The organism is Pseudobutyrivibrio sp., from assembly GCF_017471675.1.
Taxonomy (GTDB): domain Bacteria; phylum Bacillota; class Clostridia; order Lachnospirales; family Lachnospiraceae; genus Pseudobutyrivibrio.
The window spans coordinates 14,330-39,041 of sequence record NZ_JAFUSK010000009.1 but is presented as its reverse complement, the minus strand read 5'-3'; the positions used below and the strand labels follow the sequence as shown (position 1 = coordinate 39,041).

The window sequence follows — 24,712 nt, the reverse complement described above, 5'->3', positions numbered from 1 at the left end:
TTTTGGATTCTTTGATTTTCTCATCGAGGACATATTTTTCATTTTCGCTCAGATACACCTGGATGGGTATCTTGCGATCACGTTCTTTGCTCATATAGGACACTTCCTTTCAAAATTGCCGTATCCGGCGTGTTTGATTTTTGGCAGAATGCATCTGTTTTCAAAGAGATAAAAAGATGCCGTTCTGCAATAACAGGGGTCAGGGGGAGTATCCCCTTGCAAGCTCATTTACTGCCATTTTACCGCGAGGGAAAATGGCAGTAAATGTGGATGTGTCATGACACATCCAATGCTTGGTATTCTTCTTGCAAATCGGTTCCGATTTGCGGGTTCAGACCGCCATAGGGCGGTTCGCTTTGAACCCATAACGCCGTATCCGGCGATTGCCTTTATGCTTTTGTACTGTGGGGAATAAAGAGAAAATAAAAAACTGCCACAGTACGGCGCACGGATAGCGCCGGTATCTTTAGCAGTTTTGGTGTTTTATGAGCCATATCATATCAGAGTGCGAAATGACTGGCAATAGATTTACGAAAATATATCAGAACAGCTTTTCTGCGATTTCTCTCAGAGTGAGAGAAGTCTGCTCATAGGTCACATCATCGGAGATCAGCGTTCTGGTGATGTTATCGTAGTCGCTCTTATAGAATTCTTTATCAAGGAACTCCGTTATGAGCGATTTTATATCTACGCCTTCTTTTGCGGAAGGGCAGATAGGAAGCTTTGAACGATGCTCACGAACCTGTTGTATAAGTCCCATAAATGAATCATCCACAGTAATGGTCGGATAGAGCATATGGAGATCATACAGGTGTCTTGAAAAACGTTTCGTTTTATCTTCCATGTAATAATCGCAGAGGGCATAAATCTTATCAATGAATGTCCTGCTGACTGACTGCACTTTCATCGAAAACGGTTCAAGCCCGTAATCTGAGATGATGTCCGGTGCAGAGTCTTTTATCGCTCCATAGATAATCGAGTCAACATCCCTTTCTTCGGTCGGGAAGGAATAGGAGACAAGGGCGGTTTCAAGTTTTACTCCGGGCATGATGCCTTCAACTGGGTAGTCGTTTGCAGGTTGATAGACAAAGAGGTAATAGTTGTAATCCTTATCGCTCTCGATACTGTCCCAGTTCTCAATGGGCATACCCAGCTCATCACTGATCGGTTTGAGGATATTGTATTTGAGTTTCTTTCTCCGGGATTCTCCGATATGTTCAGAGAAGGTGATATCAATATCTTCGGAAAACCTGTTGATAAGGTGAAAACACTTCGATAATGAGGTTCCCCCTTTGAAAACTATATCAGGATTGCTCTTTGCCAACAGTTTTAAGATCATGGTAACGTAGTAATCCTTTTCAATGATGGATTCTGCGATGCCGGTCTGTGCGTTGGCTTCTGTTATGACCTCTGTAAAGAGATCCTTATCATTATGCAAGTACATGGTCTAACCTCATTTCATAATAATACCGGAAGGTTGAATCCGGATATCGTCTTATATATTGGTCAACATCGTCTCTTGTAATATGGTTCGCAAGAGAATATTTTTTTAATTTTTCCCTCGCTTCATCATAATCGCTGTCAAGGTAAGAGTCCAGATTTTTTAATAATTCCAAAAGCTGAAGAACCTTAACATTATCATCGGAGATGGGAACATTGGTCTTTCTGACAATAAAGGACTGCTTGCCGATCAGCACTTCCCTTACGATGGCGGCTATGTTGTTGCTGACGATTTCCTTCTTCATAGGTACCTGCAAGGACAGTCCGATGATGTTGGCAAAGGTGCTGCCGGAATAATAACCGTCAGTCTTACCACCACGGGAGATATATTTGTACCTTGCTACCGTTTCGGGAGTCGGGCCGGCGGATGAGCTGAAGCGGGTTTTCTTCGGAATATAATAAATCCCTTTCTCATATCGCACAATCTTACCTGCGTCTGCAAGTGTCTTGATCTGCTGGCGGAAGTTATCCCTTCGCATTCCTTCTATATGAATATCATCGAGGAAGATAGGCTCCCCGTCATCGTAATGTTCTTTCAAATATTCAAAAAGCATAGTCTGCTCCTTATAAAATCACGCTATATAATATATAATATGATACATAGTGAATTATAAGGCATAAAAAATCGCAAGTCAACCCCTTATGACTGGTTTTTTATGGCTTTTTTACGGCTATTTCAGGGGAGGTGATGCCTATCGGAATAAAAAAATAAAAATTTTTTTATTTTATCCGTGATGTTTTGGCATATCAAAACACAGTAAAGGAGTGTAAGGATGTTTTGAAAGTTCCTTGCGAAGAGGAGGAACTTTTGAATGAACGAATCTGAAAAGCGGGAGGTGGAGGAAGACTTCTGGAAATTTATGAGAGACTCCATCTGGTACTGTGCAAGGAACGTGACAAGAAGTGCCAGTGCTGCGGAAAGAAGAAACAGCGGCATTTCACTTGAATCTCTCAGTGAAGGAAGCTTAAGAGACTATATCGCAGTGGAAAACAGTCACGAACTGGGGGAAGAAATTGAGATGATTATCAGAAATATACGCTTCGCAATTAAAAGCGACGGCTTTGGCGATGTTTTTGATAATCTGACGGAAAGGGAAAAAGAGGCACTCATTTTATTTGTAGGCTTTGGCTACGATTTTGATTCGATTGGAAAACTCCTGGGGATCACTCCTGAACGAGCAAGGGACTACAAATATAACGGGCTGAAGAAAGCGAGGGCTAAGAAGAATGGAAGAAGAAAAAATCATAATTGATTACGACATGATCATTGCTGCCAAGAGTGGAAGTATGCAGGCTCTCGGATACATACTCGATCGTCACAGCGACTATATAAACAGAGTGGTGTATCATATAGCACCTTGGCTTAACAAGCAGTGTCGAGAAGAATGCAGCCAGGAAATCATGATGGCTCTTATGCGGCTCATCAGAGAGAAATACAGAGTATAACAATAAAACGGAACTTTCTGGCATTCTTACACCTTTTATTTGTCATTCTCATAAAGTCCATAAGAGTTAAGTGTTTTAGCAGGCATGGTGTCTCTTATAGGCTTTTCGGGCTGACAAGTCCGATGTAAGAATTGCCACCACTACGGTGGGAGTGAACCTTGAAAACAGAATATGGTCATTCTGCAAGACGTATGGAATGTGGAGCTTGCTAAGTGGATGGTGCGATGATCTGCGGTTATATTGCAGCGAGCGTTATCTGTTCTGGCTAACGACAGTAAGGGCTGTCGCGGCGATGATACTTCCAGTGATAATGATACATTTTCCCGAGGGAAACCAATTAGCGAAGGTGGTGCAACGCCAATGTGGGTTACGAACCTGGTAACTACTTGCAGGATTTTTTTGAATGTCTGTGGGCAAAAGCTTATCTGTGAAGCAGACAGGCTTTTGCCTGCAGATATTAATTAATGAAGAGATGAGAAGTGGAGGTGGTCGCTATAGATAATAAGAAGCTATTACGTTATAGCATTCAACTGTCTATGCTAAAACAGCTCCTTATCAAACACCTGATTGATGATAGGGAATATAAAAGAATATTAGCGGTGCTTATGCGAGATTATGGCGTAATATCTGATCTTAAAACTTGACTTATCTACCGTATTATTTTATATTTATCATAGTACATTACGATAGTGATACAAAAATGAGAGGTGGATATGGAAGTTGAAGTTATAAAAGCAAAGACAAACTTTGACAATTCTGCGGCGGTAGGCAGAAAAGACCGCCTCAGAGTAGCTGCGTATTGTCGAGTAAGTACTGCGGATGAAGAGCAGATCAAGAGTTATGACTCTATGGTTAAGTATTATACTGATTTAATAAAGAAGAATCCCGATTGGAAATTTGTTGAAGTATATGCTGACAAGGCTTCTACCGGAACCAAAGCAGAGACGAGAGAGAACTTCCAAAGGCTTATAGCAGACTGCATGGCTGGTAAGATCGACATGGTTATTGCAAAGAGTCTTTCGAGGTTTGCAAGGAACACACTGGATACCCTAAAGTATGTGAGGCAGCTCCGAACAAAGAATGTTGCTATTTATTTTGAGGTTGAGAAGATTAACACTATCAAGGATGGAGAATTCCTTCTTACCATTCTAAGTTCTGTGGCACAGCAGGAAGTAGAGAACACTTCTGCATATGTAAAAAAGGGTCTTAAGATGAAGATGAAGCGGGGTGAGCTTGTAGGATTTCAGGGCTGCCTTGGCTATAAGTATGATATAGAGACCAAAACGATATCGGTAGATGAAACAGAAGCCGAAACTGTCAGATATATGTTTGAAAGATATGTGGCAGGAGCCGGAAGCACGATGATTGCCAGAGAGCTTAATGAGCAAGGCATCATGACTATACGGGGTAATCCTTGGACATCTTCAAGCGTCATGGGGGTTATCAATAATGAAAAGTATACAGGTGACATTCTGTTAGGAAAGACATTTACTGTTGATCCTATAACTAAGAGAAGGCTTGATAATCTTGGAGAGGAAGATCGCTTTTTTATAAAAAATCATCATGAGCCAATTATCTCACATGAGACGTTTGAAAAAGCACAGGCTCTGAGAGAAAGGCGTAATGGTGGAAGACAGCACCATGTTGAGATTGGCAAGAGAGAAAAGTACAGTAGAATGTTTGCGTTTAGCTCTCTTATAGAATGTGGTTTTTGCGGTGGTCATCTCACAAGAAGAAAATGGCACAGCTCATCCAAGTATAAAAAGACTATTTGGCAGTGTGTTACATCTACGAAGGGTGGCAAAAAGCTATGTCCCGATTCAAAAGGTATTCCGGAACAGGTCATAGAGGAAGCATTTATAGAATCATATAGACTTTTGTGTTCAGATAATCAGGAAGTAATGAATGAGTTTCTGAGTAGGATAGAGAAGACTCTTGGAGATGATGCCAACGAGAAGAACTATCAGAAGGCTAAGAAAGAGGTCAAGCAATACAAAGAAAAAAGAAAAAAACTTCTTGATAAATATGTTGATGACGGGATAGATAAAGAAACCTATATGTCAATGGATGCTGAATATGAGGTTAAATATGCAGAAGCACAGTCTCAGCTTGAATACTATGAAAAGCAGGTACAGGGAGACGATAGTCTTCGCAAGAGAATAGAAGGCTTCAGAAAGACTCTTACTCAGAATCAGGTTCTTGAAGAATTTGATAGAGCGGTTTTTGAAAGTATTGTTGAAAAAGTCATTGTCGGAGGGTACGACGATGACGGAAATGCAGATCCCTATAAGGTCACTTTTATATACAAAACCGGATTCAAGGATAGCTTCGATCATGCTAAAACAAAGTTTGGTCCGAAGAGTAAAAAGAGCGACGAAAATGTGTCCTCAAATAGTAGTGTACATCAGGAAAATCAGTGCTCAAATCATAGTGTAGACACATGTGGAAACCATCGCAAAAATTGAAAGAATTAAATAAAGCAAAAAGCTTCCAAACTGTGAATAGTTTGGAAGCTTTTTTTAGATTGCGGAAGGTATGAATAAGGATGCACCAAAAAGGTTACATGTGTATGTGAGGAAAAAGATTTGTTTGATATTGAATACGTTTTGTTTACATGATAATATGTTCGTGTAATCGAAGATTAAAAAATTCGGATAGGCGGATAGAAGCTATGACAATAACTGAAAGAATATTTTTCCTTATAAAAGAGCGTGGGTTAAGTCAGAATGCATTTGGCAAAGCTGCGGGGATAGCACCTAGCACAATCAGTGATTGGAAGAGAAAGGGGCATAATCCTTCCGCTGATAAAATTATGGATATATGCAGAGTCCTTGACGTGACACCAGAGCAGCTTCTTACTGGGAAGGATATAGATGAAGACTATATAGAGCCTACAATTGATTATGTGGCTAAAAAGCAGGATGAGGAGCTTCTTATTGAGATTCATAGTCTTAAAAAGGAGCAGGTGAAGAGGTTAAAGGCTTATTTGAAGGCATTGAGACAGCTTGAGGAATTGGAGGATATCTAAAAAGTGTAACTTGAAATGCCAATTTGGAATTTCAAGTTATGAATAATAAGAAAGGATTTTTGTAAGTGGAGAGTAATAGAAATGTAACTATTGTGAAGGATTCTGCGGGGAAGGATGTTGTTTTAATTAATGATATTAAATTTAAAGGAAAGCGTTCTATAAATTGGGATGATGTGAAAAAGTACTTGAAGAGTTATATTGATGATTCTTTTCAAATTCAAAGTACAGGTGATTGGATTTACATTGGTAATGATCTACCTAATGAATACACAGGCTCTGAGTATACTTTTGGATTGAAAGGAACTAATGCAAAAGCAAAAGCTAATGCTACACAGGGAATTCCAGAGTTAATAACAACTGCACAAGGAAAACATTTTAGAGAGAATAAAGAGGATAAACATTATAGAAATGCAAAATATGGATGGTATTATCTATACGATATTTTGGACATAAAAAAAGAAACGAGCAACCCGCTTGAGCACTTGGCTGTACACGACAAAAAAACCATTTCTTAGCTATTATATTAAAGCTAGAATCGGGATGTGTCAATAGGTTAAGCAGAGATATTTTGAAAAGGGGATATTTTGTTCTGTTATAAAGCTTTAATTGATTATCTCGGAAAATAATTAAATTAGTATTTACGTGTGCTTATAACATTGTTTATAATATCTTTGTTGTGACAATCTGGACAAACAGAGGTCACGTGGGAGGTAATCATGAGAATGCGAGATAATTACTCGGTGCAGTTTTGATGCTGACAGCAGGTTGTACCGAGGTTAATAGATGTTATTTGCTGTCACATACTGCACCGAACAAATAATGAAGAGCAGACTATTATTTGAAAAGGAGCAGATATGAATACAGATAGAATAAGTGAATTAAGAAAAGAGTGGGAAGCAGAGGAGAAGGTTGCACACATTCATGGATGGGATTTTTCTCATATCCATGGAAGATATGAAGAGGAGGATGATCTCCCTTGGGATTACAAGAAGATAATTGACGAATTTCTTCTTCCTGATATGAAGCTATTGGATTTTGATACAGGTGGTGGTGAGTTTTTATTATCTTTGAAGCACCCATATAAGAATACTGCAGCTACTGAAGGATACGCCCCTAATGTGGAATTGTGTAAGGAGATTTTACTACCACTTGGGATAGATTTCAGACCTTGCGATGATGAGTCAAATATCCCTTTTGCTGACAGCTCTTTTGACATAATGATAAACAGGCATGGGAGTTTTGATCCTGTGGAAGCACATAGACTTCTTAAGAGAGAAGGGCTTTTTATCACACAGCAGGTAGGAGGCAAGAACGACAGAGATTTAGTTGAGCTGGTTCTTCCTGATGTACCTGCACCTTTTCCAGAATTGGAGTTATCAATTCAGAGAAAGAAGTTTGAAGAAGCAGGCTTTGAGATAATAAGGGCAGAAGAAGTTTTTAAACCAATCAGGTTCTACGATGTTGGTGCATTTGTATGGTTTGCACATATTATCGAATGGGAATTCCCAGGATTCTCTGTTGATAAATGCTTTGAGAAGCTTCTTGAAATGCAGGAAGCAATTGATAAGAACGGATTTGTAGAGGGAACTATTCATAGATACCTTATAGTTGCAAAGAAAAAAAGCTAATAATGAGATAACGGGGTCAGAGGTAAATTGTGAGTATATAGAACCACCATTTTTCCTGTTCTCATACTCAAACTAGCTTAATATAGCCCTCATCTTAACAAAATTAGTATGACTAATGTGGAATTTTTTAAAAATATACTTGAAATCGGCGTTCACTACTTAAAATTGGGCTGAATCAAGTATATTTTGTCGATTTTTCACATTAGTCATACTTTTTTTTATGGGTACAGCCCAACGAGCGTGATTCCAAGTATATAATCCCCAAAATTCACAAAAGTCATACTAGTTTTCTCGAGCCTCCTAGGCGGAGTCCAATTCCAAGTATATATTCGAAGAATTTCACAACATTCACACCAATTTTTATCAAGCTTTGAAAATAGAATAGTATGCCAGAAGGGAGCAAAATTTTACACAATTTTATTGTCCTAAATGCATATTGGATGGTACAATGTAATCTGTAAAAGGTAACTAATAACGGGAGGTAGACAATGGTAGAAAATAAGTTTTTCCCAGAGATTCACGGTAACTTTGGATTTGGATGTATGCGACTTCCAATGCAGGGCAAGGAAGTTGACCATGAGCAGTTTATCAAGATGATTGATGCCTTTATAGCATCAGGTCTTAACTATTTTGATACAGCACATGGATATATAGATGGTAAGTCAGAGACAGCTATTGCAAAATGCTTGTCAGCAAGGTATGACAGAAGCAAATTTCTGCTTACAAATAAGCTGACTGAACCATATTTTAACAAGCAGGAGGACATTCGTCCATTTTTTGAAAAACAGCTAAAATGGTGCGGGGTAGATTATTTTGATTTCTATCTGATGCATGCTCAGAATAAAGATAACTATAAGAAGTTCCAGGCCTGCAAGGCATACGAGACAGCCTTTGAGCTTAAAAAGGAAGGCAAGATTAAGCATGTGGGACTTTCATTCCATGATAAGGCAGAGGTTCTTGATATGATTCTGACAGACCATCCTGAGGTGGAGATTGTACAGATTCAGTTCAACTACGTTGATTATGAGGATGCTTCTGTAGAAAGCCGCAAGGTTTATGAGGTATGTGAGAAGCACAATAAGCCTGTGATTGTTATGGAGCCAGTTAAGGGCGGTAGCCTTGTTAATCTTCCACCAGAGGCAGATGAAGTATTTAGAAGTCTTGGTGATAAGAGTAATGCAAGCTACGCTATCAGATTTGCTGCAAGCTTCCCAAGCATGGCAATGGTGCTTTCAGGTATGAGCAATATGGAGCAGATGGAAGATAACCTCAGCTTCATGAAGGATTTTGAGCCACTGACAGAAGCAGAAATGGGAGCTGTAGCACGTGTTACAGGAATCTTTAAGAATCTTAATCTGATTCCATGTACCAGCTGTAGATATTGTATCGAGGAGAATCACTGTCCTAAGAATATCCGCATACCGGATTTATTCTCAGCTATGAATGCTCATGAGGCATTCCATGATTGGAACTCTGGCATGTACTACGATTTAGTTAGTGGTGGAGATAATGGTAAGGCTTCAGATTGTATCAAGTGTGGTAAGTGTGAAAAGGTTTGCCCACAGCACCTGCCAATCAGAGATTTACTTGATAAGGTGGCAGGAACTTTTGAAAAGAAATTCTAGTAACCTTTAAAATGATATTCTAGTAACTTGTAAGAGGAAAAAAGCATGGAAAAGTATGTACTTGATTCGGCAGAAAACAAAACCTTTGTAAGAGAGATTAGGAACAACCTTTTGGCATTTGGCCATCAGTTCCCATCCCCAGGTGGGGGCTCTTATTATCTAGGTGATGATGGTACTCCTTGGAAGGATAGGCCAAGAGAAACCTGGATAACCAGTAGAATGTGCCATGTGTATAGCTTAGGGGCAATGCTAGGTCACGAGGGCAGCGAGGCTCTTGCGGATGCAGCACTTAAAGGCCTTACAGGAGAGCTTCACGATGATGAACACGGTGGTTGGTACGCTGGACTTACAGCTGATGGAGATATTTTGCCGGATAAGCAGTGCTATGCCCATGCTTTTGTTATTTTAGCAGCATCTTCTGCTATGCTTGCCGGAAGACCTGAAGCCAGGGAATTACTTAAGGATGCACTTCGTATATACGATAAATTCTTTTGGCAGGATGAAATAGGACTATCAGTGGACAAATGGAATACTGAGTTTACAGTTCTTGATGATTACAGAGGAATCAACGCCAACATGCATACTGTGGAGGCTTTTCTTGCAGCAGCGGATGCTTTAGGTGACGAAAACTATAGAGTACGTGCAGGTAGAATAATCTCTCATATCGTAGTTTGGGCTAAAGAAAATAATTGGAGAATTCCAGAACATTTTACCAGTGATTGGCAGATGGATTTGGAATGCAATAAGGATAAACCGGATGACCAGTTTAAGCCTTATGGTGCAACCCCAGGACATGGTATTGAATGGGCAAGATTAATCACTCAGTGGGCAGTATCTACCTATCGTAAATACGATAATGAAAATGCTAAAGACTATATTAAGATAGCAGAAAAATTGTACAATACAGCAGTTAGTGATGCTTGGGATGTGGACGGTGCACCTGGTATATGCTACACTACTAATTGGGAGGGCAAACCTATTGTCCACGACAGAATGCACTGGACATTGGCAGAGGCTATAAACACATCAGCGGTTCTCTACAGAGTTACTGGTAATGAAAAGTACAAGGAAGATTATGCCAAGTTTATGGAATATTTAGATAAGAAGGTATTGGACCATAAGAATGGTTCCTGGTTCCATCAGCTTGATCGCAACAATAACCTTCTTGGCACAGTATGGCCTGGAAAATCAGACTTATATCACGCCCTTCAGGCAATGATGATTCCATACAATGAGCTTGTGGGAATCTCCATAGCCACTGCAATTAAAGGAGGGAAGTAAATGAAAAATAAGACAATACTGTCAATGGTATTGGCTGCTACCATGCTAATTGCAACACTGTCTGGTTGTGGTAGCAATAATCAGGATGTATTGGACCCACAGTTAATGGACCCACAGGGAACTAACGATGCTGGGGTAGTTAATCAGACTACAGAAATGCCGGGCTTTGAATCAGATGCTGTTATCGGTGTGACACTGCCATGGCTAGGCACTCAAAACTGGGTTGAAGCCAAGGAAATGTTTGCAGACCAGCTTGGCAAGGCAGGCTACAAACCATTTATAGAGGCGGCAGACCAAACAGTTACATTGCAGCAGCAACAGATTGAATCTATGATAGAAGCTGGGGCGAAGGTAATAGTTATCGGACCTGTTGATAGCGCTCAATTGACAGATGTTTTGGATAAGGCTAAGGCAGCAGGAATATACATTATTGGATATGATAGATCATTAGAGAACACAGCAGGAGTTGATGGAGTTGTTCAATATGGTTCTGTAGAAACAGGCAAGCTTCAAGCAAGTGCGCTTGTACAGGGGTTGCAGGAAAAGAAGGGTGAAGGTCCATACAATATAGAGCTCTTTGGTGGCGGTCACGCTGATCCTAATTCACCAAACTTCTTTAACGGAGCTATGTCAGTGTTACAACCATTAATAGATGATGGAACGTTGGTTGTCACATCTGAGGAGACTGATTTTATCCAGTGTGCAACAGCCGATTGGAACAATGCTAAGGCTCAAGCAAGAATGGAAAAGCTACTTTCTACTTATTATACAGATAAGGAAATAGATGGCGTGCTTTGTCCTAACGATGGTATTGCAAGAGCTTGTATCACAGCATGTGAAAGTGCTGGACAGGATATTCCTATTGTTTCAGGCCTGGATGCTGAGAATGATTCGGTTCAGTGGATTTGGGAAGGCAGACAGTATTCCACAATAGCAAAGCCTACAGATAAGCTTGTGGAAGAGACAATTGATGTTATTAATTCACTTAGGGATGGCAAGGGCTTACCTGAAACAGATGTTACAGTTGACAATGGAGTAAAGGATGTTCCTGTATTCGAGCTTACTCCTCTTATTGTTACAAAGGAAAACGAAAAGGAAGTATTTGCTAACGACCCAACTAGATTAGAGCTATTAAAAGATTAATATAAAATGACAAAGGCCTAAGCGTTTTGCTTAGGCCTTATCTAATGCATTTTTTAGCTTATCAAGTAGCTTGCCATATTCTAAAAGCACATGATTATGATGTTCCTTGATATATTCTATCCTGTTTTCTTTAACAGCAAATTCTAATTCCTTAGCCAATGCCGAAAGCTCCAATGCTCCTATGGTAGAAGATGTGCCCTTTAATGAATGGGCAACTATCTGATAATTTGGCCAATCATTAGCTTTGAAATGATTTTCAAGGGCAGGGCGCTTGTCCTCTGTAATGTAGGTATTAATAATCTGCTTGTAAAAATCCTCATCACCAGCTGCAAACTCAAGCCCGGCCTTTGTGTCAAGAAAATACAATGAAGAAATAAAGCTGGATTGTTCAGTGTTAATTTTTTCTGTTAGAGCATTGTCTTCTAAACTTTCCAGGTGAACAAGGCTTGGATCAATATGCTTTATAATCATATTTTCCAGGTCCTTTGGCCTTACAGGCTTAGATAGATAATCGTCAAATCCGCTTTCTAAATAGCGTTTATCAGCTCCAATCATGGCGTTTGCAGTAAGCATAATTACAGGGGTTGTATTGTTTATGCACTGCTTGTTGGCACGTAGTCTGTTTAACACCTCGATGCCATCCATTTCAGGCATCATGTGGTCAAGAAAGATTAAGTCGTATTTGGTTTCATCCATCATTTTTAGGGCTTCAGCCCCACTTAATGCAGAATCAATCTGTACTTTTGTTTTTTTCAACAAACCTATAAGAACATCCAGGTTCATTTGCACGTCATCCACGGTAAGGATTTTTGCATTTTCCGCTGTAAATAAAGTTTTATGCTTAGCACGTGTGCCAGAGTGGCTTTCCATAATGCTTCCTATTGGAGCAGAATTAATAACAGCCTGTGGTATATGTACAGTAAAGGCTGAACCTTTGCCGTATACGCTATCAACATCTATCCTTCCACGTAACAGATTCACCAGATTCTGAGTTATTGAAAGCCCTAGGCCGGTACCTTGGATTGAACGGTTTCTTGATAGCTCGAAACGTTGGAAGTTCTCAAATATGTGAGGCAAATCTTCTTCTTTTATACCTATACCGTTGTCTATTACGGAAATAATCAGGTCGATATTGTCTGTACCTGATTCCTCATAATCTATCTTTATAGTAATTTCTCCCTCATCAGGAGTGTATTTAACAGCATTAGATAAAAGATTGGATATGATTTGCTTTAATCTAACCTCATCACCCTCCAGTAGCTTAGGAAGCTTAGGATTACAGACAACATTAAGCTTTTGTCTTTTCTTCGTTGCCATATTTAAGAACATGTTGTAGCAGTCGTTTATTACAGCCTTGATGCTGTATTCGTTGGAAATAATTTCTAATTTTCCAGATTCAATCTTTGAAAAATCCAAAACATCATTTATTAGTGAAGACAGGTTGTTAGAGGCAATTTTAATATTTTCCGCATATTTCAATATATTATTATCGTTACATTCCCTGCAGATAAGCTCGTCCATACCAGTGATAATATTGATAGGTGTACGGATTTCGTGGGAAATATTGCTGATAAACTGGGATTTCGCCTCGTTGGCAGCCTGGGCTTCTTCTATAAGGCGATTCTCTTCTGTAAGATCGGTGGCAACTAATATGAAACACATAGGCTCGTTGTTTTTGTCCATTTTGCAAGAAAAGTTTACAAGTATTACTTTGCCTGTAACCTCGGAGGTTAGTCTGTAATCTAAGGCATCGCCCTCTGCTGCTGCCTGAAACATTTTTAGAGGCTCACCACTTTTTAGTTTAAAAATCTCTTTTAATCTGATACGTTCAGGCTCCTTATCAAGACCTAGCAATTTGTTTGCATATTCGTTGGACAGATTGAGATGATAATTGGTATCAAATATCAACAGTCCAGTGGCAAGGGTAGAAAATATATCCTTACTTATACTATTTACGGTGATGTAAAATGCCATGTAGTCATTAGCAGCTGTGTAAAATACGGCAAAGGCAATACATATTCCCATACAGTAAAAGATATGGGCAAAAGGAATATCAACCACAATTTTAACTACATCAGGTATAGTTGAACATATGAGAATTATGTTTGAAATATAGGCGTATAGAATCAATCTTTTTTCACGGCGGTATTTAGAATTCTTAGCCCAAACTATACTTATAAGAATAAGGCAAAAAGCAAGTACTAATAGATAGGTGTAGTGGAAGATATGTCTGTAAGGATCCACGCGGGTATAGCTGGTAAAGGTTTCATATCGAATAAATTTATCGGTTTCCCTGTTACCGTATATTATTACATCAAAGCCAGAAGCCAAAAATGCTATAATGGCTATCAAATATTCTGCGAATTTACTAAAGTTAAGACAGCTTGTAATAAGGATTATTTCTGCAACCAGATAGATGTTAATGCCAATCAAACCAATCACTCTAAATATATAGGCATATTCAAGATTAGTGCTTATTGACATTATGGAATAGCCGGTAAGGCACAGTCCATTTCCCAGCGCCAGCAAAAAAACAGAGTACTTAAAGAAACCACGAGTATGCTTTTCTCTTTTGAGAAAACTGGCTCCCAGCTGAATTGAGACGGCACCTGCCATCAAAAGTAAAATATTAACATATAGTATATTGTCTAAAAATAATCTCATAATTACATTATATAAAATTAATTTCTGATTTTCATTATCAAATTAATTGAATTGTGGTATTATTTCTATATGAATTAAGCTAAAGGGGATTGATATGAGAGTTGCGGTAATTGATGACGAAAATATTTTTCGCATGCAGTTGAAAATGATGGTAGAAAAGCTTTCGCAGGCAAAGGCAGTACAAATCATTGTGGATGAATTTTCTGGCGGGCAGGCTTTTTTAGATGCATTATCAGAAAAAAGATATGACATTGTTTTTATGGACATATTTATGCCGGGTATGGATGGAATAGAAACATCCAAAATACTTAGGCGAAGAACTGAAAAAACATTTCTGGTATTCTTGACAGCTTCCGATGGTCATTATCCGGATGCATTTTCGCTACACGCATTTGATTACATAACAAAACCATTTAATATGGAGAGGATAGATCAGGTTCTTACAGAGATACTTGAACATACCCCTCTTGATACAGCCTTTATTAAGATAATAAATGGCGGTAGAGAAGAGCGATTAAAGCTGAAAAATATTGTTTCAGTTACAACGGATGGTCATTACTTAGAAATTCACAAGGATGATAAGACGGATAGGCGTGTAAGGCTTACCTCTGGTGAGTTTATACAAGAAACAGGTGATGACAAACGTTTCCTTATAATTAATCGAGGTATTATTATAAACATGGATTTCCTAGACAAGATAGACGGAACCAATGCCTATATGTCAGATGGAAGTGCATACCCGGTTTCTACTAGAAAATTACCGGAATTAATGAGTAAAGTAGAAGAATATCGATTCAATAATCATTAAAATCAGAAAACTAGACGAAAAGTTTTGCCAGATTTTCGACAATCTTGCCAAAACTATTGCGTCTGGTTTTTTTTTTGATAATCTAATTATGAGCAAAAATGTAAAAAGATTGAAAGGGCATAAGGTTATGAAAAGAAGTTCGGCTAGAGCTGCCGCACTTGGCTTGTCGACAATTACATTAGCGGGTACTATGGCATTTCCAGTACATGCTGAGGCTTCAGAGGATTCTGAAAGCCTTCTTTTCGTGCCATCAGAATCAAATGAACAGCAAACAAGGTCAGAGGAATCTGCAGTAGTAGAAGATGCATCTGATTTATCTAATAATGCAAATGAACAATTAAGTGATAGTGTTGTAGATGAAGAAATCCCTGAAGCTAATGAAGCTAAGGGGGAAATAGATAATGCTTTAGAATCAGTAACTAATATAGAAAAATCTAAAGAGGCTATGGATGTAGCTGAGGATACTGCCGAAGCATTGGCGGATAGCTCTATAGATAATACAAAAGCCACAATGGATAGTTCATCCAAAGCATTAGAAGCAGCAACACAAGCTGAATCAGCTGTTTTAGATGCAAACACATCCAAGGATGAAGCTGTTACCATTTTGGCTGATGCACAAAATACATACACACAGGCTTCGGAAAACTATTTAGACGCTAAGGCATCCTATGATGACACTCTTGCCAAGTATGAAGAAGCTAAGGAAGATTATAATACAGCGGTAAATGCATACAATGCTAATAAGGATAAAGCGATTAATTCTTTGGATTCAGCCAAGGATTCGCTTTCCCAGGCTACTGAAAGGCTGGATAAGATATCTATAGAGCTTGAGGAGGCTAGACAGGCTTTAGTAGATGCAGGTGCTGAGGCACTTATTACGGTAGATGATAATAAGGAAGATGTTACATCTTATGTAGAAACTATTGTTAGATATTATTACGCACCTAATAATGAGCTTACAGAAGGTCAGCAGATAACAGACTATCAGGTAACAAAAAATGGGGAAGATTATCTAACAATTTCCTACAATATAGTAGATGCTGATGGAAATATTCTTAGAAATGTTACAGCAGATTATGGTTATGAGTTAGATAAGGATTCTGGAGAAATTCGTATATACGATAATCAGCTTTACTATGAATATACTGATGCAGAAGGTCAGGTTGTTCGCATTACAAAAGAAGAAGCAAACAAGCTGGAGGATAACAGGGTTCAGATAGGAAGCTATTATACAGCCACAGGCTTTTACATTCCTAGGTATCAGGAAACAGCCAGATATCAGGGTACGATTTCCAAGATTAATTATTCTGATGCAAAAGCAATTGCTCAGGGCAAGGAAGCTGTGGAAGATGAGTATAGTGACAATCGTTATTTCTATAATACAGATGTAGATTTTGTAGAAGGAACTAAGACCGGCTGGTTATTACATTACGATTTAGACATCTATTACGACGTATCCTACGACCAGGTGGAAACTTACTATCTGCTAAGAAGCAGTGGTGGATATGATGAGGTGGTTAAGCATCTTGCCAAATCCGGTAAGAAGGTGATTAGTTCTTCATACGAATATGACTTTGGCATAGTTAGATTCATCCAGGAGTATCAGGTAGAGGATGCCAAAGAAAAAGAGTATGGCACATATCAGGATGCGCTTAAAGCCATAAAGGAAGAGGCTAATAAGAAATACGGCGCAAGTGATATTGATCTTGCAAACAGTACTAACTTAAATATTGCAGAGAATATTAAATATGCAACCGTAAAAGAAGCTCATGTTAATGCAGACAATCCATTATTTGGAAGCTCTGATGAAAAATATTCAAGCTACATGACTTCTATAAGGGCAAAGCTTAGCAATTATGCAAAGCTTTTGTCAGAGGTTAATACAGCCCAAGTAACTTTCGAAAATGCCAAGAATCAGGTGGAGAGTCTTAAGAATCAAATCTCTAATTTGAATGGAGCAGATACAATTAAGACAGGGGCAACTTTAGCAGCCCTTGAAGCTAAGCTTGAAAAAGCAAATCTGAATCTGGATAGGGCAAAGGATAATCTTGCAGCAGCTAAGACAAAGCTTGACAATGCAAGTGCTGCTTACGAAGAAAGATTTAACACTGTTTCAACTGCACCATCAACTATCATTACTCCTGTTAATGATATTAAAACATATATAGAAGCTACCAGTCAGGAAGATATGGTTGATGAGGAAATGACAGCAGAGGATGAGGGAGAAATCACGGAAGAGACTGTCATAACAACAAATAACATCAACAATTCTACAGGCGCAAATGCAGGTGGAAATGGTGATGGCACAAACAATGATGGCGAGATAAGTGATACGCCTGAGGACACTTCAAATGAGCAGGTACCTGTAATTACCATACCTGATGAGGAGACGCCTCGTGCTATTACAATTGCGGGTATTCTTGCCAGAGGTAAATGGTTCATTGGTTTAGCTGGAGTTTCTACAGCAGGCATAGGTGTTGCTGTACTAGAAGCCAAGCACAGGGCGGCAATTAAGCTTTTGGATAAGCTTAATCAGTAATTGTTAGTGTACAAAATACACTAATAAAATAGAAGTTAAGAGGATAATGTTTATGAAGGTGTTTATTTTTAAAATGAAGATGTTTAAGACTATGTTTGAGAATCATATTCTTAGAAAACAACTTAAGAAAGCTGAGTTAGAGAAAAAGTAATAAAAGAGCTTGTTGCCTTTGGGGTAACAAGCTCTTTTTCGCATTTGCGTAAGTTTAATAATATTATAACTGTGAAGTACAGTGTGGGCAACGTGTTGCCTTGATATCAATCTTGCTAAAGCAATAAGGGCATTCCTTTTCAGTAGGAGCAGCAGCCTCTGCTTCTTCCTTATCACGCTTAATGATTGCAGCAGCCTTTTCACTTGCATGATTTATTCCCTTAATAATGCAGAAAATAACAAGTGCTGTGATTAAGAAATTAATTACTGCTGTAATGAAATTTCCATAATAGAGAGTAGGCGCTAATTCTCCGATACCAAGTGTAACCTTAAGCTCAGAAAAATCTGTACCACCAAAAATACCAAGAAGTGGTGTAAGAATATCTTCGTTTAAGGATGTGACAATAGCTGTGAAAGCACCGCCGACAATAACACCGACAGCCATGTCCATTACGTTTCCACGCATAATGAACTCTTTAAACTCTGCAATGAATCCTTTTTTACTCATAAATACCTCCCTTGTTGTATTATTTATTGTTATTTTAGCTATTTCTTGTGTATTTAGCAAGAAATAGATTATAATATTAAAGTGCTTTTGCATAATGATTAAAAGGAGAATTTGTTATGGGTTTATTTGACAAAAAGAAAAAAGAAAAAGCTGCAGCAGAGGCTGCTGAGAATATTAAATTAGAGGATGCTGATGTTACCGCATCTGTTGATACAAACAGACGCTTTTCGGTAATAGTAGATGGCGTTACAACAATGCTTGATGGTAATGGCACCATTGTATCAGGTTCACTTTTTGGCAAGGTAGTAAAGGGTGACAAGGTGTATGTATATATGGCCGGTGCACCTGCAGTAGAATGTGAAATACAGGCAATTGAGGCTAAGCTTGAGGAAAGAACTTCTATCGTGGATGAGGCAGCAGATACTAAGGTTTCTTTACAGCTTACATTGCCAGATGAGGTACAGCTTAAGAAGTATTCTGTTATCACAAATGTTCCACCTCAGGATAAGGTAAATCCTAAGGTATCTGTGGAAAACCCAGCTCTTGCTGGAATCGTTAATGGAATGACTACCTACGGCACAGACAATGGCTTTCATGCTACAGTTGCTTATCACGTTAGCCATGGTCATTTCCTTACTCCTATCAAGATGGATGCAGAGCCAGAGGTTAATGAAAAGGGCGTAGCTGTTATTAAGAAGGACACAAGAATCGGATTTTATATGCTCAAATCTCAGATAAAGCTTGCAGGCACACCTGAGGACAAGGACAGCATGGTACTTCCATTGTTTACAGATTGGAATTCTCTTCGTAGATGGGAAGGTCTTTCAAAGGACGGACAGAAGGTACATACACAGATACTTTCATTCCAGGATGTGTACGCACTTCTTAAGAGAGGGGATGCTTACGCTGGTATTGCAATCAATCCATTTAATCCAGTACCTTGCACATTGCCTATTCCTTATCTTGATACAATCACAGGAACACCAGGATATCAGGCAGAGTTTGCACCTAAGACAGAAGACGGTGGTCACGTTAAGGAAGAAAAGATTCCTGCTGGCAAGAAAATACTTCTCGGGGTGCCAAAGGACGGCGAGGAAACATCTGCCATCCGTGCTAAGCTTTTAGAATACGGTCAGGCTCATGATGATATTTATTCCATCAGCTTCCTAACAAAGGTTGAGGAGGACACAAAGATTGTAAGACACCTGGTAGTGCTTGAATTCCCAGAGGATTACACACCAGAGAATATGAAGCCACACATGGAGGCTATCTATCAGTCCCTTGCACCTATCGCTAAGGAAATCAACCAAATCGAATACGCCATCAAAGGAAAAATACCTGCCATCGACAACGTAGTGGCAGAACATGCATTGCAGATGGTGGTATATACGAAGTAATACGTAGTAATACGTAGTAATACGTAGTAGCGCAACCTCGTAATACTTCAAGCTCCCGCAGGTCACCTCCCAGATGTAAGCTTCGCTTACTAGACCAACATTTTCCTTCATTACATTCGGAAAATGATGGTCATATCTTGCTCGCGCTTGCCTAGGTTATGTAGTTGCGCTCTTAGATGAGCCCGTAGATGACAAGCATGATTATTCTCAAGCGAAGCATCTTAGCGAGCGGAGAATTATCAGGCTTGTCAGCGTAACGGGCGGATTACGAGGGGGGAATGTTTATGAAGCTAGATATTAAGAAGACGGTACAGATGGGGTTTGGGTTTCTTAGTATATGTGCCTTTTGGCAGATGTATAATGCCCTGATTCCGCTTATACTTACGGGTACATTTCATCTGAACGAGACAATTTCAGGTGTGATTATGGCAATGGATAATGTGCTGGCACTTTTTTTGCTTCCAATTTTTGGTTCTGTATCTGATAGATGTAAGCACAAAATGGGACGGCGCAAGCCCTTTATTTTGTATGGAACAATTGCCGCAGTTATCCTGATGCTTATGCTTCCAATTGTGGATAACAGCTACTACGCTAATCCTTCTGGTGGAAAAGCAGCACTTTTTATTGGAATACTGGGGGCACTCCTTGTTGCCATGGGTACATATAGAAGCCCAGCTGTTGCATTGATGGTAGATTGCACTATAAAGCCACTTCGCTCCAGAGCAAATGCTATTATTAATTTGATGGGTGCTGTTGGCGGCATCATTTATCTTGGGGTTGCAGCAGTGCTTTATCCATCATCGCGTACCAAGGGATTGGAGCATATTAATTATCTACCAGTTTTTATGATTGTTGCAGGGATTATGTTGATATCTCTTTGCATAGTTATGATTACTGTGGATGAAATAGCATTTACTAAAGAAGTGGAAAACTATGAGCTTCTTCATCCAGAGGATAATTTGGCTGTAGAAGATGAAAATGGTAATGAGGTTTTGCCGGCTGATGTAAAACGCTCATTGGCGTTCTTGCTTATATCTGTTGCGCTGTGGTTTATTGCATATAACGGTATGGAAACCTGGTTTACAACATATGCGGTTAATATGTGGGATATGGCAGTTGGTGCTGCTTCATTTTGTCTGCTTGTTGCAACAGGTGGCGCCATAATCTTTTTCGTGCCATCAGGTATGCTGGCATCTAAGATAGGTAGAAAGAAAACCATACTTCTTGGCATTGCCATACTTGGCCTTAGCTTTTTGTGTGGATTCGTATTTACGATAGTTCACCCAAGCTTTTCGCCGGTTTTGTATGTGTTATTTGCATGTGTAGGTATGGGCTGGGCCTTTATCAATGTTAATTCTATGCCTATGGTTGTTGAGATGTGTAAGGGTTCTGATGTAGGTAAATTCACAGGATATTACTATACATTTTCTATGGCGGCTCAGATTGTAACACCTATATTTGCAGGCTTTCTCCTTAATCATGTGGGATATATCACATTGTTCCCATACGCGACTATTTTTGCAGCACTTGCTTTTGTTACCATGCTTTTTGTAAAACATGGAGATGGAAATGTTGAAGTAAAGAAGGGCTTAGAAGCCTTCGAAGATATGGATTAATGAAACAAAGATTTTATCGAACAAGATTATTATTAAAACAAATAAGAGTTAGAATTTACAACCTTAGGGGGATAAAGAAAAGAGGTAATGATTCAATGAATAGACCTAAAATTTGGGGACACAGAGGTGCAAGTGGCTATCTGCCAGAGAATACAATTCCTGCATTTGAAAAAGCTGTTGAAATGGGAGCGGATGGTATTGAGTTAGATATCCACAAAACCAAGGATGGACAGCTGGTAGTTATCCACGATGAAAAGATTGACAGAACATCTAACGGCAAAGGCTATGTTAAGGATTACACTTTAGAGGAGCTTAGAAAGTTCAATTACAATGCTACACATCCAGAGTGTAAGCATGCTGATATACCTACAATGCGAGAGGTTTTTGAGCTGATTAAGCCTACTGATTTGTCAATTAATATTGAGCTTAAAACCGGTGTTATTTTCTATGAAGGAATAGAGGCAGATATTCTGGCTATGACAAAGGAATTTGGAATGGAAGACAGGGTAATCTATTCTTCATTTAATCATTACAGTATTATGAAGATTAAGGAATTAGACCCTAATGCCCGCACAGGCTTCTTATACATGGACGGTACACTTAACATGCCTGAGTACGGTAAGGAGCACGGGGTAGAGGCTCTTCATCCAGCACTTTACAATGTGCAGTATCCTAATTATGTTGACAGGTGCCATGAGCTTGGTCTTAAGATTAACGCGTGGACTGTTAATTCAAAGAAATACCTACACATGGCTTGTGATATGGGCCTGGATGGTATTATTACTAATTATCCAGATGTAGCACTTGAAATTGTTAATGGATACAAGTGGGATTGATTATGAAAACAATAGAGGACATGATTTTAAGAGAGCAGGATTTTGCTGATGCCATGCACAGCAAGGTCCTTCCTTTTCTAAGGGAAAAAACTGAACATGGCTATTTCACCAATAAGGATGGCCTGAAACTACACTATGAAAAGCTGATTAACAAAGATGAGAAGGCAGCAATTGTGATTTCCCACGGATACTGTGAGTTCACCACAAAGTATGCTGAGACAATGTATTATTTCTATAATATGGGATACTCTGTGTTTATTGTTGACCACAGAGGTCACGGTCTTTCTGAGAGGCAGGTACCAGGCTTTTCCAAGGTACATGTTAATCATTTTGAAGATTACGTTTCAGACTTCAACGAATTTATCGAAAAGGTAGTTGTGCCTGATAGCTTAACAGAAAAGCTGATTTTATTTGCTCATTCTATGGGAGGCGCCATTGGGGCAATGTATTTAGAAAAGTACCCTGACACCTTTGAAAGAGCTATACTTTCATCTCCTATGATAGAGCTTGTAACAGGCTCTACCAGTGGCTTTGTAGTCAAAATCGTAACATTGCTTTCCCATCTACCTTTCTTAAACACCAGATATATGCTAAAGCATCATGATTATGATCACACCTACAAATATCCACGATGCTCAGCTCTTTCTAAGGCAAGATACAATTATCAGTATGAGGAAAGAGAAAGAGAGGTTCACTATCAGACTAATGGATGTTCATTAGGCTGGTCCAGAGAATCCATTAATGTTTCTAAAAAAATTCTTAAAAATGCTGATTTGGTGAAAATTCCTGTTATAATAATGCAAGCATCTATGGATACACTTGTAATGCCAGAGGCTCAAAACGAATTTGCACGCCTTGCATCTAATTGCCAGGTTATTCGCTTTGAGGGTAGCAAGCATGAGATTTTCAATGCTACTGATGACATCATTCTGGATTTTTACAATATAGTTTTTGATTTCTGCGAGGGCAGAAGATAGGAGTGAAACATGTCAGATCAGGATTATAGAGAGTTTGACCCAAATGAGACAGATAATGATATCTCAGATGAGGTTATAGAAGAGGTTACAGGTAATAAGGACTCATCTAAGGATGATAAAAAGGATAATAAGACTACTGAGTTTTGCTACATTTGCCACAGACCAGACAACATTACAGGACCACTTATTAAAATGGCGCCAGGTATGAGTGTCTGTACAGAATGTATGCAGCGCACCTTTGATTCTATGGGTAGCTTTGGATTTGGTGGTGGTGACAATTCTAAGAGCAACATGGATATGTCAAAGATGCCAAACATCAGCTTCTTAAATCTTGGCAGCCTGTTTAATGATGGCCCTAAGCTTAAGAATGCCCACGGCACAGCCAAGGCTGCTGATGAAAAGGATAGACCAGCACCAGCAATCGATATCAACAATATCATTCCACCACACAAGATTAAGGAAAAGCTTGATGAATATGTGGTAGGACAGGATTATGCTAAAAAGGTTATGTCTGTAGCAGTTTACAATCACTACAAGCGTGTAGCTACAGGCACAATGGACGATATAGAAATCGAAAAGTCAAATATGCTTATGCTTGGACCTACAGGTTCAGGTAAGACATATTTGGTTAGAACCCTTGCAAGGCTTCTTGATGTGCCTCTTGCTATCACTGATGCCACATCTCTTACAGAGGCAGGCTACATCGGTGATGATATTGAATCTGTTGTTAGCAAGCTACTTGCGGCAGCAGGCAATGATGTAGAGCGTTGCCAGCAGGGTATTATCTTCATCGATGAGATTGATAAGCTGGCAAAGAAGAAGAATACAAATCAGCGTGATGTTAGCGGTGAATCAGTTCAGCAGGGAATGCTTAAGCTTCTTGAGGGTGCTGATGTTGAGGTGCCAATTGGCGCTTCTAGCAAGAATGCAATGGTACCTACCACTACAATCAATACAAGAAATATTTTATTTATTTGCGGTGGCGCCTTCCCAGCAATGGATGAAATCATCAAATCACGTCTAAACAAACATTCATCAATGGGCTTTATGGCTGACCTTAAGGACAAATATGATGATGACAAGAACATCCTTCAGAAGGTTACTGTAGAGGATTTAAGAGAGTTTGGAATGATTCCAGAATTTATTGGTCGTCTTCCAATCGTATTTGCCACAGAGATGTTAGATGAGGATATGCTTGTGCGCATACTTAAGGAGCCAAAGAACGCTATTATCAAGCAGTACCAAAAGCTTCTTGAGCTTGACGAGGTTAAGCTGGAATTTGACGAAGGGGCACTTCATGCTATTGCTAAGAAGGCTCTTGATAAGAAACTTGGAGCAAGAGGCTTGCGTTCTATTATCGAGGAATTCATGCTTGATATCATGTACGAGATTCCTAAGGATGAGAACATCGGTCAGGTTGTTATTACAGAAGATTATATAGAGAAAAAGGGTGGTCCTAAGATTTTACTTAGAACAACAGGACTTATCCCTGAAAAAGCTGCAGCTAACTAGCTCAAAAAGTTATGTACCCCATATAAAGTTTGACCGAGAGGGCTTTTAAGTAAC

The 24,712-nt window shown here is 39.2% G+C and carries 22 protein-coding genes; 18 read left to right on the top strand and 4 right to left on the bottom strand.

What is annotated here, in order from left to right; all coding sequences use genetic code 11:
- Positions 1 to 541: 541 nt before the first annotated feature.
- Together IJ535_RS01875 and IJ535_RS01870 are read right to left on the bottom strand one after the other, a co-directional pair.
- Positions 542 to 1,444 carry a nucleotidyl transferase AbiEii/AbiGii toxin family protein gene (locus IJ535_RS01875; protein WP_294298064.1) on the bottom strand — a complete coding sequence of 301 codons (903 nt, stop codon included), beginning with the start codon at positions 1,442 to 1,444 and terminating at the stop codon, positions 542 to 544.
- Positions 1,431 to 2,054 (bottom strand): DUF6088 family protein, encoded by a 624-nt coding sequence (locus tag IJ535_RS01870; protein ID WP_027215713.1) that lies wholly within the window; start codon positions 2,052 to 2,054, stop codon positions 1,431 to 1,433. Before IJ535_RS01870 ends, IJ535_RS01875 begins: the two co-directional genes overlap by 14 nt.
- 258 nt (positions 2,055 to 2,312) lie before the next feature.
- Here IJ535_RS01870 and IJ535_RS01865 point away from each other — a divergent pair, with 258 nt between their 5' ends.
- From IJ535_RS01865 to IJ535_RS01815, 11 genes are all read left to right on the top strand, one after another.
- The gene (locus IJ535_RS01865) at positions 2,313 to 2,753 is read left to right on the top strand and encodes a sigma-70 family RNA polymerase sigma factor (protein ID WP_027215712.1); all 441 of its coding nucleotides are present in this window, start codon (positions 2,313 to 2,315) and stop codon (positions 2,751 to 2,753) included.
- Positions 2,728 to 2,946: a helix-turn-helix domain-containing protein gene (locus IJ535_RS01860; RefSeq protein WP_027215711.1), complete on the top strand. Its 219-nt coding sequence runs from the start codon at positions 2,728 to 2,730 to the stop codon at positions 2,944 to 2,946. The genes IJ535_RS01865 and IJ535_RS01860 overlap by 26 nt, the downstream gene beginning before the upstream one ends.
- Positions 2,947 to 3,186: 240 nt before the next feature.
- Positions 3,187 to 3,411 (top strand): hypothetical protein, encoded by a 225-nt coding sequence (locus IJ535_RS01855; protein ID WP_294298052.1) that lies wholly within the window; start codon positions 3,187 to 3,189, stop codon positions 3,409 to 3,411.
- A 14-nt stretch (positions 3,412 to 3,425) separates the two neighbouring features.
- The gene (locus IJ535_RS01850; RefSeq protein ID WP_330613795.1) at positions 3,426 to 3,590 is read left to right on the top strand and encodes an SHOCT domain-containing protein; all 165 of its coding nucleotides are present in this window, start codon (positions 3,426 to 3,428) and stop codon (positions 3,588 to 3,590) included.
- A gap of 69 nt (positions 3,591 to 3,659) precedes the next feature.
- On the top strand, positions 3,660 to 5,411 hold the full coding sequence (locus IJ535_RS01845; RefSeq protein ID WP_294298049.1) for a recombinase family protein: 1,752 nt from the start codon (positions 3,660 to 3,662) through the stop codon (positions 5,409 to 5,411).
- A gap of 206 nt (positions 5,412 to 5,617) precedes the next feature.
- Complete coding sequence (locus IJ535_RS01840; protein WP_294298047.1) at positions 5,618 to 5,974, top strand: helix-turn-helix domain-containing protein; 357 nt, start codon at positions 5,618 to 5,620, stop codon at positions 5,972 to 5,974.
- 92 nt (positions 5,975 to 6,066) lie between these two features.
- Positions 6,067 to 6,489, top strand: coding sequence for a hypothetical protein (locus IJ535_RS01835; protein WP_294298044.1), 423 nt, complete (start codon positions 6,067 to 6,069; stop codon positions 6,487 to 6,489).
- Between the two features lie 339 nt (positions 6,490 to 6,828).
- On the top strand, positions 6,829 to 7,602 hold the full coding sequence (locus IJ535_RS01830) for an SAM-dependent methyltransferase (RefSeq protein WP_294298041.1): 774 nt from the start codon (positions 6,829 to 6,831) through the stop codon (positions 7,600 to 7,602).
- Between the two features lie 488 nt (positions 7,603 to 8,090).
- Entirely contained in the window at positions 8,091 to 9,227 is a 1,137-nt protein-coding gene (locus tag IJ535_RS01825; protein ID WP_294298038.1) for an aldo/keto reductase, read from the top strand.
- A gap of 45 nt (positions 9,228 to 9,272) precedes the next feature.
- On the top strand, positions 9,273 to 10,508 hold the full coding sequence (locus IJ535_RS01820) for an AGE family epimerase/isomerase (protein WP_294298035.1): 1,236 nt from the start codon (positions 9,273 to 9,275) through the stop codon (positions 10,506 to 10,508).
- A complete protein-coding gene (locus tag IJ535_RS01815) occupies positions 10,509 to 11,651 on the top strand; it encodes a substrate-binding domain-containing protein (protein ID WP_294298032.1) in 1,143 nt (380 codons plus the stop codon).
- A 30-nt stretch (positions 11,652 to 11,681) separates the two neighbouring features.
- On the opposite strand, the gene IJ535_RS01810 is transcribed toward IJ535_RS01815, so the two are convergent.
- A complete protein-coding gene (locus IJ535_RS01810; protein WP_294298028.1) occupies positions 11,682 to 14,315 on the bottom strand; it encodes an ATP-binding protein in 2,634 nt (877 codons plus the stop codon).
- Positions 14,316 to 14,409: 94 nt separating this feature from the next.
- On the opposite strand from IJ535_RS01810, the gene IJ535_RS01805 reads away from it, so the two are divergent.
- Together IJ535_RS01805 and IJ535_RS01800 are read left to right on the top strand one after the other, a co-directional pair.
- Positions 14,410 to 15,123: a LytR/AlgR family response regulator transcription factor gene (locus tag IJ535_RS01805; RefSeq protein WP_294298026.1), complete on the top strand. Its 714-nt coding sequence runs from the start codon at positions 14,410 to 14,412 to the stop codon at positions 15,121 to 15,123.
- Positions 15,124 to 15,250: 127 nt separating this feature from the next.
- On the top strand, positions 15,251 to 17,662 hold the full coding sequence (locus IJ535_RS01800; protein WP_294298024.1) for a hypothetical protein: 2,412 nt from the start codon (positions 15,251 to 15,253) through the stop codon (positions 17,660 to 17,662).
- A gap of 214 nt (positions 17,663 to 17,876) precedes the next feature.
- Here the strand turns inward: IJ535_RS01800 and mscL are convergent, their stop codons facing one another.
- Positions 17,877 to 18,320, bottom strand: coding sequence for a large conductance mechanosensitive channel protein MscL (mscL, locus tag IJ535_RS01795; protein ID WP_294293550.1), 444 nt, complete (start codon positions 18,318 to 18,320; stop codon positions 17,877 to 17,879).
- 116 nt (positions 18,321 to 18,436) lie between these two features.
- Here mscL and IJ535_RS01790 point away from each other — a divergent pair, with 116 nt between their 5' ends.
- The 5 genes from IJ535_RS01790 (at position 18,437) to clpX (ending at position 24,658) form a co-directional block, all read left to right on the top strand.
- Positions 18,437 to 19,717, top strand: coding sequence for an SseB family protein (locus IJ535_RS01790; RefSeq protein ID WP_294298022.1), 1,281 nt, complete (start codon positions 18,437 to 18,439; stop codon positions 19,715 to 19,717).
- 284 nt (positions 19,718 to 20,001) lie between these two features.
- Positions 20,002 to 21,333, top strand: a complete 1,332-nt coding sequence (locus tag IJ535_RS01785) for an MFS transporter (protein ID WP_294298019.1) — start codon at positions 20,002 to 20,004, stop codon at positions 21,331 to 21,333.
- A gap of 95 nt (positions 21,334 to 21,428) precedes the next feature.
- Entirely contained in the window at positions 21,429 to 22,169 is a 741-nt protein-coding gene (locus IJ535_RS01780) for a glycerophosphodiester phosphodiesterase (RefSeq protein WP_294298016.1), read from the top strand.
- Between the two features lie 2 nt (positions 22,170 to 22,171).
- Positions 22,172 to 23,146, top strand: coding sequence for an alpha/beta fold hydrolase (locus IJ535_RS01775; protein WP_294298013.1), 975 nt, complete (start codon positions 22,172 to 22,174; stop codon positions 23,144 to 23,146).
- A 9-nt stretch (positions 23,147 to 23,155) separates the two neighbouring features.
- Positions 23,156 to 24,658 carry an ATP-dependent Clp protease ATP-binding subunit ClpX gene (clpX, locus tag IJ535_RS01770; RefSeq protein ID WP_294298010.1) on the top strand — a complete coding sequence of 501 codons (1,503 nt, stop codon included), beginning with the start codon at positions 23,156 to 23,158 and terminating at the stop codon, positions 24,656 to 24,658.
- The last annotated feature ends 54 nt before the right edge of the window (positions 24,659 to 24,712 follow it).

Bases quoted from the DNA above. Each gene is read 5' to 3' on its own strand.
- IJ535_RS01875 (WP_294298064.1), bottom strand. From the start codon at position 1,444: ATGTACTTGCATAATGATAAGGATCTCTTTACAGAGGTCATAACAGAA.
- IJ535_RS01870 (WP_027215713.1), bottom strand. From the start codon at position 2,054: ATGCTTTTTGAATATTTGAAAGAACATTACGATGACGGGGAGCCTATC.
- IJ535_RS01865 (WP_027215712.1), top strand. From the start codon at position 2,313: ATGAACGAATCTGAAAAGCGGGAGGTGGAGGAAGACTTCTGGAAATTT.
- IJ535_RS01860 (WP_027215711.1), top strand. From the start codon at position 2,728: ATGGAAGAAGAAAAAATCATAATTGATTACGACATGATCATTGCTGCC.
- IJ535_RS01845 (WP_294298049.1), top strand. From the start codon at position 3,660: ATGGAAGTTGAAGTTATAAAAGCAAAGACAAACTTTGACAATTCTGCG.
- IJ535_RS01840 (WP_294298047.1), top strand. From the start codon at position 5,618: ATGACAATAACTGAAAGAATATTTTTCCTTATAAAAGAGCGTGGGTTA.
- IJ535_RS01830 (WP_294298041.1), top strand. From the start codon at position 6,829: ATGAATACAGATAGAATAAGTGAATTAAGAAAAGAGTGGGAAGCAGAG.
- IJ535_RS01825 (WP_294298038.1), top strand. From the start codon at position 8,091: ATGGTAGAAAATAAGTTTTTCCCAGAGATTCACGGTAACTTTGGATTT.
- IJ535_RS01820 (WP_294298035.1), top strand. From the start codon at position 9,273: ATGGAAAAGTATGTACTTGATTCGGCAGAAAACAAAACCTTTGTAAGA.
- IJ535_RS01815 (WP_294298032.1), top strand. From the start codon at position 10,509: ATGAAAAATAAGACAATACTGTCAATGGTATTGGCTGCTACCATGCTA.
- IJ535_RS01810 (WP_294298028.1), bottom strand. From the start codon at position 14,315: ATGAGATTATTTTTAGACAATATACTATATGTTAATATTTTACTTTTG.
- IJ535_RS01805 (WP_294298026.1), top strand. From the start codon at position 14,410: ATGAGAGTTGCGGTAATTGATGACGAAAATATTTTTCGCATGCAGTTG.
- IJ535_RS01800 (WP_294298024.1), top strand. From the start codon at position 15,251: ATGAAAAGAAGTTCGGCTAGAGCTGCCGCACTTGGCTTGTCGACAATT.
- mscL (WP_294293550.1), bottom strand. From the start codon at position 18,320: ATGAGTAAAAAAGGATTCATTGCAGAGTTTAAAGAGTTCATTATGCGT.
- IJ535_RS01790 (WP_294298022.1), top strand. From the start codon at position 18,437: ATGGGTTTATTTGACAAAAAGAAAAAAGAAAAAGCTGCAGCAGAGGCT.
- IJ535_RS01785 (WP_294298019.1), top strand. From the start codon at position 20,002: ATGAAGCTAGATATTAAGAAGACGGTACAGATGGGGTTTGGGTTTCTT.
- IJ535_RS01780 (WP_294298016.1), top strand. From the start codon at position 21,429: ATGAATAGACCTAAAATTTGGGGACACAGAGGTGCAAGTGGCTATCTG.
- IJ535_RS01775 (WP_294298013.1), top strand. From the start codon at position 22,172: ATGAAAACAATAGAGGACATGATTTTAAGAGAGCAGGATTTTGCTGAT.
- clpX (WP_294298010.1), top strand. From the start codon at position 23,156: ATGTCAGATCAGGATTATAGAGAGTTTGACCCAAATGAGACAGATAAT.